This is a genomic window from Actinacidiphila sp. bgisy160, assembly GCF_965342435.1.
Classification (GTDB): Bacteria; Actinomycetota; Actinomycetes; order Streptomycetales; family Streptomycetaceae; genus Actinacidiphila.
In genome coordinates this window covers 463,603-482,149 of record NZ_CBDRCM010000001.1, presented here as the reverse complement: position 1 = coordinate 482,149, position 18,547 = coordinate 463,603, and the positions used below count along the sequence as shown (strand labels likewise).

The 18,547-nt window shown below is 72.2% G+C and carries 16 protein-coding genes; 5 read left to right on the top strand and 11 right to left on the bottom strand.

Going from position 1 to position 18,547, the window contains the following annotated elements:
• From kynU to ACRWNP_RS02275, 9 genes are all read right to left on the bottom strand, one after another.
• The gene (gene kynU, locus ACRWNP_RS02315) at positions 1 to 1,233 is read right to left on the bottom strand and encodes a kynureninase (protein ID WP_431959150.1); all 1,233 of its coding nucleotides are present in this window, start codon (positions 1,231 to 1,233) and stop codon (positions 1 to 3) included.
• A complete protein-coding gene (locus ACRWNP_RS02310) occupies positions 1,226 to 2,059 on the bottom strand; it encodes a tryptophan 2,3-dioxygenase family protein (protein ID WP_431959149.1) in 834 nt (277 codons plus the stop codon). The genes kynU and ACRWNP_RS02310 overlap by 8 nt, the downstream gene beginning before the upstream one ends.
• A 206-nt stretch (positions 2,060 to 2,265) precedes the next feature.
• Entirely contained in the window at positions 2,266 to 2,679 is a 414-nt protein-coding gene (locus ACRWNP_RS02305; protein WP_431959148.1) for a DUF3151 domain-containing protein, read from the bottom strand.
• Between the two features lie 76 nt (positions 2,680 to 2,755).
• Positions 2,756 to 3,778, bottom strand: coding sequence for a class II fructose-bisphosphate aldolase (gene fbaA / locus ACRWNP_RS02300; protein WP_431959147.1), 1,023 nt, complete (start codon positions 3,776 to 3,778; stop codon positions 2,756 to 2,758).
• Positions 3,779 to 3,968: 190 nt separating this feature from the next.
• Positions 3,969 to 4,514 carry an orotate phosphoribosyltransferase gene (gene pyrE / locus ACRWNP_RS02295; RefSeq protein WP_431959146.1) on the bottom strand — a complete coding sequence of 182 codons (546 nt, stop codon included), beginning with the start codon at positions 4,512 to 4,514 and terminating at the stop codon, positions 3,969 to 3,971.
• Positions 4,515 to 4,518: 4 nt separating this feature from the next.
• The gene (locus tag ACRWNP_RS02290; protein ID WP_431959145.1) at positions 4,519 to 5,349 is read right to left on the bottom strand and encodes an aldose 1-epimerase; all 831 of its coding nucleotides are present in this window, start codon (positions 5,347 to 5,349) and stop codon (positions 4,519 to 4,521) included.
• A gap of 10 nt (positions 5,350 to 5,359) precedes the next feature.
• On the bottom strand, positions 5,360 to 6,238 hold the full coding sequence (locus tag ACRWNP_RS02285; RefSeq protein WP_431959144.1) for an SRPBCC domain-containing protein: 879 nt from the start codon (positions 6,236 to 6,238) through the stop codon (positions 5,360 to 5,362).
• A gap of 57 nt (positions 6,239 to 6,295) precedes the next feature.
• Positions 6,296 to 7,864: a polyamine aminopropyltransferase gene (locus ACRWNP_RS02280; protein WP_431959143.1), complete on the bottom strand. Its 1,569-nt coding sequence runs from the start codon at positions 7,862 to 7,864 to the stop codon at positions 6,296 to 6,298.
• Positions 7,865 to 7,973: 109 nt separating this feature from the next.
• Positions 7,974 to 8,510, bottom strand: a complete 537-nt coding sequence (locus ACRWNP_RS02275; protein WP_431959142.1) for a DUF2617 family protein — start codon at positions 8,508 to 8,510, stop codon at positions 7,974 to 7,976.
• A gap of 1,311 nt (positions 8,511 to 9,821) precedes the next feature.
• Here ACRWNP_RS02275 and ACRWNP_RS02270 point away from each other — a divergent pair.
• On the top strand, positions 9,822 to 10,988 hold the full coding sequence (locus tag ACRWNP_RS02270) for a pyridoxal phosphate-dependent aminotransferase (protein ID WP_431959141.1): 1,167 nt from the start codon (positions 9,822 to 9,824) through the stop codon (positions 10,986 to 10,988).
• A gap of 248 nt (positions 10,989 to 11,236) precedes the next feature.
• On the opposite strand, the gene ACRWNP_RS02265 is transcribed toward ACRWNP_RS02270, so the two are convergent.
• Together ACRWNP_RS02265 and clpB are read right to left on the bottom strand one after the other, a co-directional pair.
• Positions 11,237 to 11,761 (bottom strand): YbjN domain-containing protein, encoded by a 525-nt coding sequence (locus ACRWNP_RS02265; protein WP_431959140.1) that lies wholly within the window; start codon positions 11,759 to 11,761, stop codon positions 11,237 to 11,239.
• Positions 11,762 to 11,865: 104 nt separating this feature from the next.
• Positions 11,866 to 14,463, bottom strand: coding sequence for an ATP-dependent chaperone ClpB (clpB, locus tag ACRWNP_RS02260; protein WP_431959139.1), 2,598 nt, complete (start codon positions 14,461 to 14,463; stop codon positions 11,866 to 11,868).
• Positions 14,464 to 14,635: 172 nt separating this feature from the next.
• On the opposite strand from clpB, the gene ACRWNP_RS02255 reads away from it, so the two are divergent.
• From ACRWNP_RS02255 to grpE, 4 genes are all read left to right on the top strand, one after another.
• Positions 14,636 to 15,040, top strand: a complete 405-nt coding sequence (locus ACRWNP_RS02255) for a pyridoxamine 5'-phosphate oxidase family protein (RefSeq protein ID WP_431959138.1) — start codon at positions 14,636 to 14,638, stop codon at positions 15,038 to 15,040.
• A 138-nt stretch (positions 15,041 to 15,178) separates the two neighbouring features.
• Positions 15,179 to 16,774, top strand: coding sequence for an Hsp70 family protein (locus ACRWNP_RS02250; RefSeq protein ID WP_431959137.1), 1,596 nt, complete (start codon positions 15,179 to 15,181; stop codon positions 16,772 to 16,774).
• A gap of 22 nt (positions 16,775 to 16,796) precedes the next feature.
• A complete protein-coding gene (locus tag ACRWNP_RS02245; protein ID WP_431959136.1) occupies positions 16,797 to 17,936 on the top strand; it encodes a hypothetical protein in 1,140 nt (379 codons plus the stop codon).
• Entirely contained in the window at positions 17,933 to 18,532 is a 600-nt protein-coding gene (gene grpE / locus ACRWNP_RS02240; RefSeq protein WP_431959134.1) for a nucleotide exchange factor GrpE, read from the top strand. Before ACRWNP_RS02245 ends, grpE begins: the two co-directional genes overlap by 4 nt.
• The last annotated feature ends 15 nt before the right edge of the window (positions 18,533 to 18,547 follow it).

The following is an 18,547-nucleotide window of genomic DNA, read 5'->3' as shown; positions in this document are numbered from 1 at the left end:
TTACCGCGTTCCTTCCAGGACCTGGGCCAGCACCCGCGCCGCCCGCTCCGCGTCCGCGAAGCGCGTGTACAGCGGGGTGAATCCGAAGCGGAGGATATCCGGCTCGCGGAAGTCGCCGACGACGCCCCTGGCGATCAACTCCCCCATCACCGCGCCCGCGTCGGAACAGCGCAGCGCGACCTGGCTGCCCCGTTCGGCGTGCGCGGCCGGGGTGACCGACCGTACGGCGCCGGCCGGCACGTACGCCGCGACGCACTCCAGGAAGAAGTCGGTGAGGGCGAGGCTCTTGGCCCGGACGGCGTCCAGGGACACGCCGTCCCAGACGTCGAGGGCCGTGTCCAGTGCCAGCAGCGACAGGATCTCCGGGGTGCCGACCCGGCCGCGGACGCTGCCGTCCGCGGGCCGGTAGGCGGCCTCCATCGCGAACGGGTCGCGGTGGGAGTTCCAGCCGGGCAGCGGGGAGTCGAAGCGCGGCTGCAGGTCACGGCGGACGTACAGGTACGCGGGCGCGCCCGGGCCGCCGTTGAGGTACTTGTACGTGCAGCCGACGGCCAGGTCCACGCCGTGCTCGTCCAGCCCGACCGGCAGGGCCCCGGCGGTGTGGCAGAGGTCCCAGACGACCAGGGCCCCGGCCGCGTGCACGGCCGCGGTGGTGCCCGGCAGGTCGTGCAGCCGGCCGGTGCGGTAGTCCACGTGGTTGACCAGCGCGACGGCGGTGCGCGGGCCCGCCGCGGCGGCGATGTCCGCCGCCTCGACCGCGCGGATCGCGCACCCGGTCATCCGGGCGGCGGACTCCGCGATGTACCCGTCGGTGGGGAAGGTGGCGGCGTCGACCAGCACCTCGTCGCGGGCGGGGTCGGTCTGCTGGGCCATCCGGACGGCGCCGACGACGGCCTTGAAGACGTTGACGCTGGTGGAGTCGCCGGCCACGACCTGGCCGGGGGCGGCGCCGATCAGCGCGCCGATGCGGTCGCCGATCCGCTCCGGCGCCGTCCACCAGCCGCTCTCGGTCCAGGACCGGATGCGCAGCCGCCCCCATTCGCGGGTGATGACGTCGGCCATGCGGTCCGGCACGCCCGCGGGCAGCGCGCCCAGCGAGTTGCCGTCCAGGTAGACGGTGTGCTCGGCGTCGTCCAGGACGAAGCGGTCCCTGACCTTGGCCAGCTCGTCGGTGGTGTCGAGACGTGCGGCCTTCGCCGCGGGCGACTCGGTGAGCTTCATCGCGTCAGACATGGCTGCGGGCCGTCCAGAGCTCGGGGAACACGTTCTTGCTCGCGCGCTTCTCCAGCCAGGAGACCCCCGCGGAGCCTCCGGTGCCGGTCTTGGCGCCCATCGCGCGGCGGGTCGCCACCAGGTGGTCGTTGCGCCAGCGCCACACCAGCTCGGCCACCTCGGTCAGCGCCTCGCCCAGCCGGACGAGTTCGCTCTCCTGGTCACCGGAGTAGACGGCCTGCCAGGCCCGCTCGACCGCCGGGTCGGCCTCGTAGCGCCGCGACAGGTCGTCGCGCTGCGGGATGTCGTGGCCTCGGCGGGCCAGCAGCCGCAGCACCTCGTCGTAGAGGCTGGGCTCGTGCAGCGCCTTCTGCAGTTCGTCGTGCACGCGCGGCGCGCCGCGGTGCGGGACCAGCATCGACGCGGACTTCTCGCCGAGCAGGAACTCCATGCGCCGGTACATCGCCGACTGGAAGCCCGAGCCCTCGCCGAGGGCGGCGCGGTACGCGTTGAACTGCGCCGGGGTGAGGTGGGCGATCGGCTCCCAGGAGGAGTTGAGCGACTGCAGTTCGTAGGTGCTGCGCTTGAGCGCGGCCAGCGCCGTGGGCAGGTCGTCGGCCGCGAGCGCACGGGAGGCGGTCTCCCATTCGTGCACGATGACGGTGAACCACAGCTCCATGACCTGGGTGGTCACCAGGAAGACCATCTCGCCGGGATCGTCGGAGCGGGGGTGCTGCAGATGGGTGAGGACGTCGGCCTGGACGTAGTCCTCGTACGGGGTGGTCCCTTCGAAGTCCAGGTTGGGAGCCTCGGGGGCGTCCTGGGAAACGTCGGGGCGGTGGGACATCGGTGTCTCCGTGGATACGAGCTACCGGGTAGCGGTCTGCCCCGCGCGATGTCGCGCCGGGGCCCCGGTCCCCTCGGGCCCGCGCTCTACCGGCGCCGGGCCCAACGGGCATCATGCGTGGTCAGGGCACCGTACGGCAAGACCTGCCCGGTGCGCGCGCCGGGCAGGTCGGGGGTGGATGCCGTGGCCGGCTGCGGGACGGCGGCTCAGCCGAGGGTCTCGGCGGCGGTCTGGGAGGAGTCCCGCAGGAAGGTGCTGCAGCGCTCGTACTCCTCCTGCTCGCCGATCGCCTGGGCGGCCCGCGCCAGGGCGTGCAGCGCCCGCAGGAAGCCGCGATTGGGTTCGTGTTCCCAGGGCACCGGGCCGTGGCCCTTCCAGCCGCCCCGGCGCAGCGCGTCCAGGCCGCGGTGGTAGCCGGTGCGGGCGTAGGCGTACGACTCGACGACCCGGCCGGCCTCGAAGGCGTCGTCCGCGAGCTGCGCCCAGGCCAGGGAGGACGCCGGGTACTTGGCGGCGACCTCGGAGGGGGCCGCTCCCGAGGCGAGCAGCTCGCGCGGCTCGGGGTCGTCGGGCAGGTTCGTCGGGGGCGGTCCCCCGAGCAGGTTCTCGTGAATGGCCATGGGTTCCAGTATGGCCGGGGCCCGGCCCCTCCACGTGGAAGGGCCGGGCCCGGTGCGTTACCGCCGCGCGGGGCGGTTACTTGAGCTTGGTGCCGGCGGAGCGCAGGTCCTGGCAGGCCTCGAGGACGCGGGCGGCCATGCCGGCCTCGGCCAGCTTGCCCCAGCTGCGCGGGTCGTAGGTCTTCTTGTCGCCGACCTCGCCGTCGACCTTCAGCACTCCGTCGTAGTTGCGGAACACGTGGTCCACGACCGGGCGGGTGAAGGCGTACTGCGTGTCGGTGTCGATGTTCATCTTGACCACGCCGTTCTGCAGCGCGGTGGCGATCTCCTCCTTGGTGGAGCCGGAGCCGCCGTGGAAGACGAAGTTGAACGGGTCCTGCTTGCCGAACTTGGCGGCGACGCCCTCCGCGAGCTCCTTCAGCAGCTCGGGACGGAGCACCACGTTGCCCGGCTTGTAGACGCCGTGGACGTTGCCGAAGGAGGCGGCGAGCAGGTAGCGGCCCTTCTCGCCCAGACCGAGCGCCTCGGCGGTGCGGATGGCGTCCTCGACCGTGGTGTACAGCTTGTCGTTGATCTCGTGGGTGACGCCGTCCTCCTCGCCGCCGGTGGGGGTGATCTCGACCTCGAGGATGATCTTCGCCTTGGCGGCCTCGGCCAGCAGCTCCTGGGCGATGGCCAGGTTGTGGTCGAGGGTCTCGGCGGAGCCGTCCCACATGTGCGACTGGAAGAGCGGGTTGCGGCCGGCCGCAACGCGCTCCTGGGAGATCGCCAGCAGCGGGCGCACGTAGCCGTCCAGCTTGTCCTTCGGGCAGTGGTCGGTGTGCAGCGCGATGTTGACGGGGTACTTCTCGGCGACGACGTGCGCGAACTCGGCCAGCGCCACCGAACCGGTGACCATGTCCTTCTTGTACTGGCCACCGAGGAACTCGGCGCCGCCCGTCGAGATCTGGACGATGCCGTCGCTCTCCGCCTCCGCGAAGCCGCGCAGCGCGGCGTGCAGGGTCTGGGTCGAGGTCACGTTGATGGCCGGGTAGGCGAACTTGCCGGCCTTCGCCCGGTCGAGCATCTCGTTGTAGATCTCGGGGGTTGCGATGGGCATCTGTCCGCTCCTTGTGATGTGCGGGTTGTTCGGTGAGTGACCCTGACCTGGGATCGACGTCATCGTCGCCCCCATCTTGGCAGACTCGCGCGCAAGCTCCACACACTGCGCACCACGGACATACCCCAGGGGTGAAGGGTTTCACGTGAAACCCTTCACCCCTGGGGGAAAGCGCAGGTCAGAGGAACAATCAGCCCAGCCCGAGATCGTCCAGACCGAACGCGCGGACGTATGGAAGCCCCGCCTCCGCGATGGCCGGAGCGGCGCCCCGCTCGACGATCACGGCGACGGCCACGACCTCGGCGCCGGCCTCGCGCGCGGCCTCCACCGCGGTCAGCGGCGAGCCGCCCGTGGTCGAGGTGTCCTCGACGACCAGCACCCGCCGGCCCTTGATGTCCGGCCCCTCGATGCGGCGCTGCATACCGTGCGCCTTCTGCGCCTTGCGCACCACGAAGGCGTCCAGCCTGCGGCCGCGGGCCGCGGCGGCGTGCAGCATCGAGGTGGCGACCGGGTCGGCGCCCAGGGTGAGCCCACCGACGGCGTCGTAGTCCAGGTCGGCGGTGACGTCGAGCATCACCTGGCCCACCAGCGGGGCGGCTTCGGCGTCCAGCGTGATCCGGCGCAGGTCGATGTAGTAGTCGGCCTCGAGACCCGAGGAGAGGGTCACCTTGCCGTGCACCACGGCCTTGTCCTTGATCTGCTGCAGAAGGGCATCACGCGCGTCGCTCATGGCCATGAGCCTAGCCCAGGGGCTCCCAGGCCCAGGTCGCGCGCATCTCCAGCGGGTCGATGGGGGTGACCAGACGCGGTGCGGTGTTCAGCCCGTTGGGGGGACCCGACTGCGGCTCCACGCAGATGGCGGGGGGCTGTTCGTCGTAGACGACCACCCACTGCGCGGGGCTGGTGATCCGCAGCCGCAGCTCGCCCGGCCAGGTCAGGGTCACGTCCACGCCGTCCGGCATGCCGAAGCAGTCGTCCCAGGGGCGGGACCCCGGCTCCACCCGGCGGCCGGTGGGCAGGTGGTCGTCGCCGCGCTCCTCCATCCAGCCGGGGGTGAAGTCGATCAGCGCGTCCTGCCCGCCCCGGCCGAGGTTGCGCAGGAACCAGGGGTGCCAGCCGGCCTGCGCCGGGAAGGAGTCGTCCGTGGTCTCCACGCTCATCGTGAGGTCGAGGCGGTCCTCGGACAGCTCGAAGCGCTGGCTGACCCGGCCCTTGTACGGCCAGGGCTCGGCCAGGTCGTAGTAGAAGCAGGCACTGCCGACGGTGGCGCCCGGGGCCGCCTGCCAGGCGACGTGCCGGCCGGTGCCGTGGATGGCGTGCGGGCCCGCGTCCCGCGGCATCTGGTGCAGCACCCCGCCGTTGCGGAACTGCCCGTCCCGGGTGCGTCCGCACCACGGGACCATCGGGAAGGACCCGAAGTTGGGGCCCTGTCGCAGCAGTTCGACGCCGCCGACGGTCAGCGAGCCGACACGGCAGCCAAGATCCGGAAGGATCGTCAGCCGCGCCGGTCCGGCTTCGAGTCGGACAGCGTGCTCGTCGTCTCGCCCGTCGGGGGTCTCATCCGTGGCCACGGATGAGACCCTACGGGAACGAGCGCCTGCGCCGCCGCAGCACCCGCCCGGCGACCACCGCCGACAGCAGCAGCGCGGCCGCGGCCGGCGCGTACCGGCGCAGCGACGCGGTCGCGGCGCCGCTCTGCGGCGCGGGCACCGGGGCGTAGCGGCCGCGCGGCGGGGCGTGGTCGACCTCCTCGGCGCTGCGGCCGATCAGGGTGCGGCGGGCGTGCGCGGCCTCGGCGGGCAGGTCGATCCCGGCCGGGTCCCCGGGGACGGCGGCCGCCGCCTCCCCGGAGGGCACCGCACCGCCGGCCGCCGCGTCGTCCGCGTCCTCCGCGTCCTCCGGCCCGGGGAGTTCCCGCGGCTCCTGGGCGTCGTGCCCGGCGAACTCGTCGAGCTGGGCGGGCAGGTCGTCGGCGAGGTCCTCGACGTCGGCGTCCTGCGCGGACGGCTCGGGCGCTCCGGCGGGCGCGTTCTCCTCCAGGTCGGAGGTGAGCGTGGCGACGAAACGGTCCAGCAGGCGGTGGCCCGTGGAGGTGACCGTCGCCTCCTCGTACTCGCCGAGCCGTCCGTCGGCCTGCACGGTGCCGGTGAAGGTCAGCAGCGCTCCGCCCGAGACGGCGTCCACGCCGAGTTCCAGCGCCAGTTTGACGGTGCCCGCGCCGCGTGCCTCCACCGCCTCGCCCTCGACGGTCAGCCCGCCGCCGCGCGGGACCAGCCGCAGCGTGCCCCGGTAGGTGATGGTCGAGCCGCCGATCCGGAGCCTCAGCCGGCCGGCGAGCCCCTCCTCGGCGCCGGCGTCCCGCTGGAGGCCGGGCACGCAGCGCGCCACGCGCTCAAGGTCGGCGAGGGACCGGCGAATGGTTTCGGCCGGAAACGGAACGAACACCTCATGCGGCTCCATGCCGCGAGCCTAATCCGCCGGACGGCCCTTCGGTGCCGATTCGCCGCCGGTGCGCCCTCACCCGGAACGCGGATGCATCAGCGTCGACGGCGGCAGGCCCCGCAGCGGGGCCCGCGCCGCGCGCCGGGCCGCCGAAGCGAGCACGCCGGGGGACAGCGACCGCAGCCGAGGCACGTCCACCGCCAGGCGCAGGCCCGGGACCCGCCGCCGGGCGGCGAGGACGAACCCCCAGTCCTCGCCGCCGCGGCCGGTGCCGATCCAGTAGTCGGCGGTGCGCAGCCCGGCCGCCCGTACCGTCGCGTCGACCGTCCAGAAGCCGCGCCGGGCGGCGCCGGGCGCCCCCGCGTGCACCGCGAGCCGCCCGCCCGGGGCGAGCGCGCGCCCGGCCAGCACGTAGAACTCCTGCGAATACAGCTTCGCGCTGCGCGAGACCCCCGGGTCGGGGAGGTCGGCGAGCACGACGTCGTACCCGCCGGGCGCCCCTTGCGACCGCTCCTGCCGCAGCCAGTCGAAGACGTCCGAGGCGGTCACCCGGACCCGGGGGTCGCGATAGGCGTGCCGGTTGAGCCGGGCCAGCGCGGGGTCGTCCCGTGCCAGGGCGACCAGCCGGGCGTCGGGGTCGACGAGCGTCACCGAGCCGACCTCCGGGTAGCGCAGCACCTCGCGCAGTGCGAGCCCGTCGCCGCCGCCGAGGATCAGCACCCGGCGATGCCGGCCCGCCATGGCGGGGTGCACCAGCGCCTCGTGGTAGCGGTACTCGTCCCGGCCGCGCACCCGCAGCCGGCCGTCGAGGAAGAGCTGCAGCGGCGCCGCGGTGAGCACGACCTCCTGGACGGCGGTCTGCTCGGCGAGCCGTACGTCGCCGCCGTACACGGCCTGCCGGGCGGCCCGTTCGAAGGGCCCGGCGGCCCAGGCCGCGCCCGCGAGCACCGCGAGAACCACCACGTTGGCGGCGAGCAGCCGGACACGGGCCCGTGGAGTGACGTCACTGCGGAAGAGCCAGAGCACGATGGCGCCGCCCGCCACGGCATTGACCGCGCCCGTGACGAGCGCCCCGGTCAGCTGGCCGTAACGGGGCAGCAGGAGGAAGGGGAAGGCCAGCCCACCGACCAGCGCGCCCACGTAGTCCGCGGCGAAGAGGTCGGCGACGGCTCCGCCCGCGTCCTGTCGGCGGATCCGCTGGATCAGCGTCATCAGCAGCGGGATCTCGGCGCCGATCAGCACACCGATGGCGAAGGCGAAGACCGCCATCGCGGGCCGGGACTGGCCGAACCAGGCGAAGCTGGCGTACAGCGCCATCACCGAGAGCCCGCCGACCAGCGCCAGCGCGATCTCGACGGCGGCGAAACCGATGGCCGGCGCGCAGCTGAGCCGCTTGGCCAGCAGCGAGCCGACGCCCATGGCGAAGACCATCACGGACACCACGACCGACGCCTGGGTCACGGAGTCGCCGACCAGGTACGAGGCGAGGGCGACCAGTTCGAGCTCGTACACCAGGCCGCAGGCGGCGCAGACGAAGACCGCGGCCAGGACCAGCGCCCTGGCCGCGGCCACCGGGACGGGGAGCCGCAGCCGGCAGACGCGCGGGGCTGCCCGGGCCGTACGGGAGGTGGACTGGTCGATCATGCCTGCACGCTATGTCAGGTATATGGCGGTCCACGTCACCCGCAGGGGTGCAATTCGTGGCACTTGGCGGCGCGTTGACGCCGTGCCGGCCACGGGTGTACCACCGCGCTCACGACTGTGCGCTGAGCGTCGAACGGGTCGCCACCAGGCGTCCTTCCTGGGGGTACGCGTGCCAGGTGCGCCACAGGACGCTGCCGCCGCGGTACTGCACGAGCATCGCGGTGAAGGCGTGCGGATCGCCCGGGAACGTCCCCGCCAGGCCATTGGGGTGATCGGCCACCAGGGCGAGCAGCTCCTGCGCCCGTCCGGCGAAGCTCCCCCGGGAGAGCGTCTCGATCCGCGCCGCGAACTCGTAGTCCCAGCCGGCGATGCGCCGCGCCACACCGAACGGCAGCGGCGCGCTGCTGCCCGGCATGCATGCCACGGTCTCCGAGCAGCGGCCCCGCGGCGAGTCCAGGATCACCTGGTGGGAGGCGCCGAGCAGCCGCAACCGGACCCGCACGCGGGGCGCCGCGGGCACGCCGGCGCCGGCTCCCGGGAGCTCGCGGTCGAGTACGGCGAGCGCCGGCAGTTCGTCCTTCCCCAGACACCAGGCCAGGTCGCCGGCTCGGGTGTCGGTGTAGGCGGTCTGAAGCGTGGTGAGCATGAAGTCGGCTCCGCAGGCACATCGCGAGCAAGCGAGGGAAGGTCACGGGCATGGGGGGAGAGGACGCGCCGGCCCGCGCCGGTGGGGGATGACGTCCGTCGGCTCGTGCCCATGAGGCGTCGGTGAATACGCAATCATGAATGGCGCGTCGCCTTCAGCGTTTTTACCCATCTCCACCCCCTTTGCATCCCCAGGGGCCCGGACGGGTTCAGGTGTTCACTACAAATGCGCCCGACGGGTGACTGACCCACCGGGCGCATATGCGATTCGGCATGGGCAATAAGCAATTTCGTATCGTCAGCTTCCGCCGCCGCAGCCCCCACCGCCACCGCCGCAGGAGCTCCCCCCGCCGCAGGAGCTCCCGCCGCCGCAGGAACTGCCCCCGCCGCAGGAGCTCCCGCCGCCGCAGGAGTGGTGGCTCCCCCCGTCGCTTCCCCCGTGGTGGCTGCCTCCCCCGTGGTGGCCGCCTCCCCCGCCGCTGGAGCCCGCGTCCCCGGCCCACCAGCTCGCCCCGGCGCCCCCGGCGGAGCTGTACGAGTGCCGCCGGCGGTTCCGTCGGCCACCCTTCCTCGCCGTCAGGACGACGAGCCCCACTATCGCGCCGAAGACGAGCAATACGACCAACCCGCTCATCGTTCCCACCCCCGCTTTCCGTGCTTTCCGTTGTGCGACGGTGATGCCCCGCCCACCGCGGCCGAAAGCAAAGTTGAGGAAGTCCAGAGGGTTCTCACGGGGTAACGTCCCCTGCCCGGGACAGAAGGGCGGTTCAAGGGCCGCCCGGGACCGGGGTCCTCCCACCGATTGCTCAGGCTCCGAGGTGTCCCCCGTCGCCGACGCCGAGGAGGGGGAGCATGAGCCGACGTCCGACGGCGGTGGGCAGGCACCACCGCTCGGCACGCCGCTTTCGGTCCTCCGAGCCCTGGCGGGCGGCGCGGCGGATAGTGGACACGGCCAGGGCCAGGGCTGCCATGGCCCCGGCGAGCCCGGTCCCGAGGAGGACGCCGGCGAGTACGGCGCCGTCGGCCAGGGCGAACGGAAGCGCGACCCCGAGACAGAGACCGCGGGCACTGCCCGCAGCCCTCCGAGAAGGATGCGCCTCGATGCGCACCGATCCCGGGTGGGTGACCGCGCCGGTGAGCGGGAAACGGCCCCTGACCTGAACAGAAGCGCAGTTCAGGGGCCACCCGTGCACGTGGCCACGAGGCCGCCTCGACTCCCCGCGATACCGCAACCGCGCGAGGCGGCGACCGGCCATGCGTCAGGATGATCCCCGCAGAACCCATGGGGACCCCCAGTGAGGACGGTGGAGACGTGAACGCCAGGCCACTGCTGAACCGAAGGCTGGACGGACTCGGGACGACGATCTTCGCGGAGATGTCCGCGCTGGCGACCTCGACGGGCGCGATCAACCTGGGCCAGGGCTTTCCCGACACCGACGGTCCCGAGGAGATCCGCGAGGCCGCTGTCCGCGCCCTGCGCGACGGGCGCGGCAACCAGTACCCACCAGGCCCCGGTATCCCCGAACTGCGCTCCGCGATCTGCGACCACCAACGCCGCTTCTACGACCTGAGCTTCGACCCGGACACCGAGGTCCTGGTCACCGCGGGCGCGACCGAGGCCATCGCCGCCGCCATGCTGGCGCTTCTGGAGCCGGGCGACGAGGTCATCGCGTTCGAGCCCTTCTACGACTCCTACGCCGCCTGCATCGCGATGGCCGGCGCGAAGCGCGTACCGCTCACCCTGCGTGCCCCGTCCTTCCGCCCGGATCTGGACGAACTGCGGGCCAAGATCACCCCGCGGACCCGCATCCTTCTCCTCAACACTCCGCACAACCCGACCGGGATGGTCCTCACCACCGAAGAGCAGAGCGCCGTCGCCGCGATCGCCGTCGAACACGACCTGCTCGTCGTCACCGACGAGGTGTACGAGCACCTCGTCTACGAAGGCGTCCACCGCCCTATCGCCGCTCTGCCCGGCATGCGCGAGCGCACCGTTTCCATCTCCTCGGCCGGCAAGACCTTCTCCTTCACCGGATGGAAGGTCGGCTGGGTGACCGCCTCCCCGGAGCTGACCAGCGCCGTCCGCTCGGCCAAGCAGTACCTGACGTACGTCTCCGCGGGCCCCTTCCAGTACGCGGTCGCGGAGGCACTGCGCCTGCCCGACAGCTACTACGACGGCTTCCGCGCCGACATGCGGACCAAGCGCGAACTGCTCGCGGGCGGCCTGGAGGAGGCGGGTTTCAAGGTCTTCCGCCCGGCCGGCACCTACTTCATCACCACCGACATCCGCCCGCTCGGCGAGACCGACGGCTTCGCCTTCTGCCGCGCCCTGCCCGAGCGGTGCGGGGTGGTGGCCATCCCCAACGCGGTCTTCTACGACCACCGCGAGGCGGGCGCGCCCTTTGTCCGCTTCGCGTTCTGCAAGCGCACAGGCGTACTGGAGGAGGCGGCCTCCCGACTCAAGACGCTGGCCGCCTGACAGCCACATACGTACCAGCGAACGTACCGGCCACACGGCCTGGTTGCTCCGAGCCGCCGCGCGTCCGCACCGCGCTCCCGGAGCGCGCCGAGGCCGCCGTCTCCGCAGCCCCTGGCTGCTGCCCCGACCAGGAACGCGGGGAGCGGAGCACGGCAGCCCGCCCGCGCACGCCCGCTCATCGGCGGTCGCGTGGCGGACGGGCTGTACGGGATGCCTTCGTAGGGTCCGTGCAGGCCGTGCGGCCGGGCTCAGTCCTCGCCGTCGTCGTCCGTGGACTCCGCGTCCTTCTCCAGCCCGAGGGCCTCGAGGACCCACTTCTCGAACTCGATGGAGGCCCGGACCCAGCTGACGGTACTGGAGACGAAGTGCTCCAGGCCGACGCCGAGACCGATCAGCATCTGGGCCTCACCGATCAGACGGACCGTGCCGTCGTCGTGAGTGTGGGTGTAGACCTTCGGCCACAGGGTGCGACGGTTCCAGTCGTCGATCGCCTCGTGCAGCTGAGGCTTGTCCTCAATGCTGTACGGCCGGTCGTAGAAAGTGCGGACCGCGAAGATCTGCTGGTCCTCCTCACCCCGGAACATGAAGTAGGTGCGGAACTCCTCCCACGGCGCGGCGAGGTCGCCCTCCTCGTCGACGACGTACTTGAGCTCCATCTGCTCCAGCAGTTGCTTGACCAGATCCTGGTCAGGAATGACCACGTTCCCGGCAGGGCCGGGCTGGGGGTCCGGCTGGCCCCCGAAATTCGGAATCGAGGACGGGTCGATGCTCACCTTGGAGTTCCCTTCGTACGGATAACCCCATCCTCCCTCACCGCGGGCCGCGCCGTGCAAGCGCGGCCCGCGGTGCCCCGTTCGCGTCGCGTTCCCGACGGGACTCAGAGGGTCTTGCCGGTGGTGGCGCCGACCAGCAGCTGGTCACCGACCCTGTCGACCCGCACCGTGTCGCCGTCCCTGACCTCGCCGGCCAGGATCTCCCGGGCCAGCTGGTCGCCGATGGCGGTCTGCACCAGGCGGCGCAGCGGACGGGCACCGTAGGCGGGGTCGTTGCCCTCCTCGGCGAGCCAGTCCAGGGCCTCGTCGGTGACGTCGAGGGCGATCCGCCGGTCGCGCAGCCGGACCGCCAGCCGGTCGGTCTGCAGCCGGGCGATCCGGCGCAGCTCGTCCTTGTTCAGGGCGCTGAAGACCACGATGTCGTCGAGCCGGTTGAGGAACTCGGGCTTGAAGGACGCCCGCACCGTCTCCAGCACGCTCTCCTTCTTCTCCGCCTCGCTGAGCACCGGGTCGACCAGGTACTGACTGCCGAGGTTGGAGGTGAGGATGAGGATGGCGTTGCGGAAGTCGACCGTACGGCCCTGGCCGTCGGTGAGCCGGCCGTCGTCGAGCACCTGGAGCAGGACGTCGAAGACCTCGGGGTGGGCCTTCTCCACCTCGTCCAGCAGCACCACGGAGTACGGGCGGCGGCGCACCGCCTCGGTCAGCTGACCGCCCTCCTCGTAGCCGACGTAGCCGGGAGGGGCACCGACCAGGCGGGCCACGGAGTGCTTCTCGCCGTACTCGCTCATGTCGATGCGGACCATGGCCCGCTCGTCGTCGAAGAGGAAGTCCGCGAGCGCCTTGGCCAGCTCGGTCTTGCCGACACCGGTCGGGCCGAGGAAGAGGAAGGAACCGGTGGGACGGTCGGGGTCGGCGATGCCGGAGCGCGAGCGGCGCACCGCGTCGGACACCGAGCGCACGGCCTCGCCCTGGCCGATCAGGCGCTTGCCGATCTCCTCCTCCATGCGCAGCAGCTTCTGGGTCTCGCCCTCCATCAGGCGGCCGGCGGGGATGCCGGTCCAGGCGGCGACCACGTCGGCGACGTCGTCCGGGCCGACCTCCTCCTTGACCATGGTGCCCCGCTTGGCGACCTCCTCGGCCTCGGTGGCCTCGGCGAGCTCCGCCTCCAGCTTCGGCTTCTCGCCGTACAGCAACTTGGACGCGGCCTCGAAGTCGCCGTCGCGCTGGGCGCGCTCGATCCGGGTGGTCAGGTCGTCCAGGCGCTCCTTGAGCTCGCCGACCCGGTTCAGGCCCTCCTTCTCCTTCTGCCAGCGGGCGGTGAGGCCGCGCAGCTCCTCGTCCCTGTCGGCGAGGTCCTTGCGCAGCTTCTCCAGGCGCTGCTTGGAGGCCTCGTCGGTCTCCTTCTCGAGCGCCATCTCCTCCATGCGCAGACGGTCGACGGAGCGCTGCAGCTCGTCGATCTCGACGGGCGAGGAGTCGATCTCCATGCGCAGCCGGGAGGCCGACTCGTCGACCAGGTCGATGGCCTTGTCGGGCAGGAAGCGGGCGGTGATGTAGCGGTCGGACAGGGTCGCGGCCGCGACCAGCGCGGCGTCGGCGATCTGCACCTTGTGGTGCGCCTCGTAGCGTCCCTTCAGGCCGCGCAGGATCGCGATGGTGTCCTCGACGCTCGGCTCGGCCACCAGCACCTGCTGGAATCGGCGCTCCAGGGCCGGGTCCTTCTCGATCCGCTCGCGGTACTCGTCGAGAGTGGTCGCGCCGACCATGCGCAGCTCGCCGCGGGCCAGCATCGGCTTGAGCATGTTGCCCGCGTCCATGGCGGAGTCGCCGCCGGCGCCCGCACCGACCACGGTGTGCAGCTCGTCGATGAAGGTGATGATCCGGCCGTCGCTGGCCTTGATCTCCGCCAGCACGGCCTTCAGCCGCTCCTCGAACTCGCCCCGGTACTTGGCTCCGGCGACCATCGCGCCCAGGTCCAGGGCGACCAGGCGCTTGTTGCGCAGGCTCTCGGGTACGTCGCCCTTGACGATGCGCTGGGCCAGGCCCTCGACGACGGCGGTCTTGCCGACGCCGGGCTCGCCGATGAGCACCGGGTTGTTCTTGGTCCGCCGGGACAGGACCTGCACCACGCGCCGGATCTCGTTGTCCCGGCCGATCACCGGGTCGAGCTTGCCCTCCCGGGCCGCCGCGGTGAAGTCCGTGCCGTACTTCTCCAGCGCCTTGTACGTGCCCTCGGGGTCGGGTGTCGTCACGCGCTGACCTCCCCTGATCTGCTCGAAGGCGTCCTGCAGCCTGCTGCCGGTCGCACCGTACTCCTTCAGTAGCTCACCGGCCGGTCCGCCCTTGAGGGCGATGCCGATGAGCAGGTGCTCGGTGGACACGTACGCGTCCCCGAGTTCCTTCGCCCGCCCCGCCGCGTCGGCGATCACGGCGAGCAGTTCCCGGTTCGCCTGCGGCGGCGCCACCGTGCTGCCCTGCACGCTGGGCAGTCCGCCCAGCAGGCGCTCGGCCCCGGACCGCACGGCGGCAGCGTCCGCGCCGGTGGCCGCGAGGACGTCCAGCACGCTGTCGTTCTCCGGCTGCTCCAGCAGCGCCAGCAGCAGGTGCGCGGGGGTCAGATCCGCATGCCCGGTCGAGACCGCCTTGGTGTTGGCGGCGTTCAGGGCCTCCCGGCTCTTGTTGGTCAGCTCGGCGTCCACGTTCGCGTACTCCTCCTTCTCGACCCACCATCGAAGCTGCTTTTTCCAGCGTAAGACAAGTTGAGTCTATTCCACTCAAGGTTGGTTTCCAAGGCGGAGGCCCGGCGTGCGGCGCCCTGCCCACGGGTACGGCCCCGCCGCACCCGCCACTCACCCGGGTACGGTCGGTTCCATGGCCATCGACCCCCGCAGCCCCGGACCCGGCTACCTCGCCTTCTGGCGGGAGTACCTCATGAGCACCCTCACCACCCACCGCCCCGACGGCACGCCGCACGTCGTGCCGGTCGGCGTGACGTACGACCCGGAGGCCGGGCTGGCCCGGGTGATCACCAACAAGGCGAGCCGCAAGGTCGCCCACGTGCTGGCGGCCGGGCCGGAGGGCGCCCGGGTCGCGGTGTGCCAGGTCGACAAGGGGCGGTGGGCGACGCTGGAGGGGGTGGCCCGGATCAACACCGACCCGGACGCCGTCGCCGACGCGGTGCGGCGCTACGCCGAACGCTACGGCCGCACCCCCGCCCCCAACCCGGACCGGGTGGTCGTCGAGATCACGCTCACCCGCGCCATGGGCCGCGCCTGACCGGCCGCTCCGGCCGGCACCCGGTCCGGGCCCGGGCCCCGCGGCCCTGCCCATCCCACCCCCGAAACACCCCTGCGTGCTGCATGATTGACGCTCCGGCAGATTCGGACGAGTACGGCTACGGGGAGGTGCCCGGCTGTGGCACGGGTTGTGGGAATCGATCTGGGCACGACGTACTCCGCGGTCGCGGTGGCGGACCGGACCGGCACCGCGTCCATCGTCCGCAACCGCGAGGGGGAGAACATCACCCCGTCCGTGGTGATGTTCCAGGGCGACGTCGTCGTCGTCGGCTCGCAGGCCAAGCGCTCCGCGGCCACCGCCCCGGACCACGTGGTGCAGTTCGTCAAGCGCTACATGGGCGAGCCCACCCCCGTCTACACCTCGGAGTCCGGCACCCTCTTCCGCCCCGAGGAGATCTCCGCGCTGATCCTCAAGCGGCTCAAGGAGGACGCCGAGATGATGCTCGGCGAGCCCGTCGAGCGCGCCGTGATCACCGTCCCCGCCTACTTCGACGACGCGCGCCGCAAGGCCACCCAGGACGCCGGCCAAATCGCCGGCCTGGAGGTGCTGCGGATCGTCAACGAGCCGACCGCGGCGGCCCTCGCGTACGGCCTCGACCAGGACGAGGACCAGCGGGTGGGCACCGTCCTCGTCTACGACCTCGGCGGCGGCACCTTCGACGTCAGCGTGATGAAGGTCGAGGACGGAGAGTACGACGTCATCGCCACCGACGGCGACCGCAACCTCGGCGGCTTCGACTGGGACGGGGCGCTGATGGAACACCTCAACGGCGCCTTCATGGCGGCCGGCGGCCCCGACCTCACCGACGACACCGCCACCCTCGCCGAACTGCGCGACAAGGCGGAGATCGCCAAGCGCACCCTGTCCAACGCGCCGCAGGCGGTCGTCATGCTCTCGGCGGGCGGGCGGCACGAGCAGATCCGCATCACCCGCGAGAAGTTCGACGAGCTCACCGCCGAACTGCTGGACCGCACCCGCATCCTCACCGAGGGCGTCCTGGAGGAGTCCGGGCTCACCTGGGACGACATCGACAAGGTGCTGCTCGTCGGCGGTTCCACGCGGATGCCGCAGGTCCCCGCCCTGGTGGAGCGGCTGTCCGGGAAGACCGCGGAACGCGGTGTCAGCCAGGACGAGGTGGTGGCCCTGGGGGCCGCGCTGATCGCTCTGGACGCCGAGGTGCGCGCCGAACAGGCCGCGGAGCGCAAGAAGTACATCGGCAGCGGCGCCCACGTGGAGTCCGCCCCGGGCGACGGCTTGGCCCGGCTCACCAAGGGCAGGGTGAAGTCCATCAAGGACGTCACCTCGCAGTCCCTGGGCATGGTCGCCGTCCGCGACGACTCACCCCGCTCGCCGGAGTACAACGCGGTGATCATCCCGCACAACACCACGGTCCCCGCGAAGGAGAGCGACACCTTCTACACGATCCGGGAGCGCCAGACCGCGTTGCGGGTGCAGGTCACCGAGGGCGAGGGCGAGGACCTGGACTACGTCAAGCTCGTCGGCGAGAGCACCCTGAAGATCCCGCCCTACCCCAAGGGCGCGCCCTTCGAGGTGTACTACGCCTACGACGTGGACGGCATCATCCACGTCGAGGTCAAGGACCTGACCTCGGGCGAGTGGCTCGGCGAGTTCGAGGTCGAACGCCCGGACAACCTGGGCACCGGGGAACTGGAGGAACTGAGCGACCGCGTGTCACGCACCGCGGCCCTCTGACCGGAGCGGGAGCCGACGCCCCATGACCACCACCGATGTGCCCGACTACTACGCCGAGTTCGGGATCGGCACCGGCGACAGCGCCGAGGAGATCGGCAGGAAGCTCGACCGCGAGCACCGCAGCTGGGCGGGGAAGGCGAGCAAGGCCCCCACCGCCGACAAGCGGCGCGAGGCGGAGGACAAGGTGCGGCGGGTGCTGGAGGCCCGCAAGGCGCTCACCGACCCCTCCGCCCGCGCCCTGTACGACCAGCGGCTGGCCCGGTCCCGGAAGAAGAAACCGGAGGACCGGGAGCCGAGGACCGGCCGGCCCGCCCCCGGCGGCACCGTGCGCGACTGGGTGGGCATCGCCGAGCGGAACATCGAGGAGGGCGACCTCCGGGCCGCCGAGTACGAGCTCCGCCAGGCCGTGCACCATGACGACCGCAACGCCTACGCCTGGCGGCTGCTGGGCGCCGTCCACCAGGACCTCGGCGCCTACCAGGACGCCCTCCAGGAGCACCGCAGGGCCCTGCAGCTGAACCCGGACGACGCCGCGAACCACATCCAGATCGGCAATGTCCACACCGCGCTCGGCGACCACCACACGGCGCTGACCTGGTACATCAAGGCCGACGAACTGTCCCCGGGCGACCTGGCGACCGAACTAGCCGTCGGCGACGGCCTGTACGCCTCCTCCCGCTTCGACGAGGCGCTGAGCTGGTACGAGAAGGCCCTGGCGCACAGCCCGGGCCACACCGGGCTGCGCGACCAGATCAGCCGCATCTGGTCGCTGCGCGCCGAGAGCGCGATGATCACGCACCCGGTCAGCCGGCGGCTGGTCGTCGCCTCCGAGGAGGCCGCCCGGCGCGTCCTGCACTGCGTCGACCAGGGCCTGGCCGTGCGCCCGGCGGATCCGGACCTGGTGGGGCGGCTTGAGTTCTACCAGGGGCTCGCCGCCGAGTCCCTGGGCAAGACCTGGCGGTGGCACGCACGCATGCTCTGGGTCGTGGTCCCGGCCGTGGTGCTGCTGCTCACTCCGGTCAAGTCCTACGTCGTGTTCGTGGTGATCGCCGCCCTCGCGCTCATCGCGTGGATCGGCTTCAGACCGCGCTGGTGGCACACCCGCGTATCCCTCCCCCGGCACCTCCTCAACCAGCCGCAGCACTCCTGGAGCCGCGCATGAGCAGCCCGCCGCCTCAGCCGCCGCAGCCACCGCGGGTACCGCCCGTGCCGCCGCAGCCCCCCGCGCCGCCGGTGCCCCCGGAAGGCGCCGTCCCCGCTCCGCAGTGCGCGCCGGAGCCGGCGCCCGACCCGTTCGCCGTGGTGGCCGACGCCGTCGACGGACTGCGCGACGAAATGGCCGCCCTCGGCGACCAGTTCCGCCGCCGACTGCTCAACGACCGCGAGGGGCGGCGCGGTCTGGACGAACTGCGTGCCGAGCTCGACCACACCCGCAAGGCCGCCGAGGGCCGGCTGATGCAGCCGCTCCTGTACGACCTCGTCCTCCTCCTGGACCGCGTCGACCGCCACCCCGGCGCCGACGACGGCTTCGCCCACTCCGTCGGCGCCGAGCTGCTGACCGTCCTGGAGAAGTACGGCATGACCCGCATCCCGGTCGCCGCGGGGCGCTTCGACCCCGCCCTGCAGGAGGCCGTGGGCACCGTCCCCGCGCCGAGTCCGGAACTCGCCGGCGAGGTCGCCGAGGTCGTACGCCACGGCTATCGCATGGCGGACCGCGTCGTCCGCCCCCAGCAGGTCCGCGTGCACGCCGCCACCTGAACCGAGGAGCCCCGG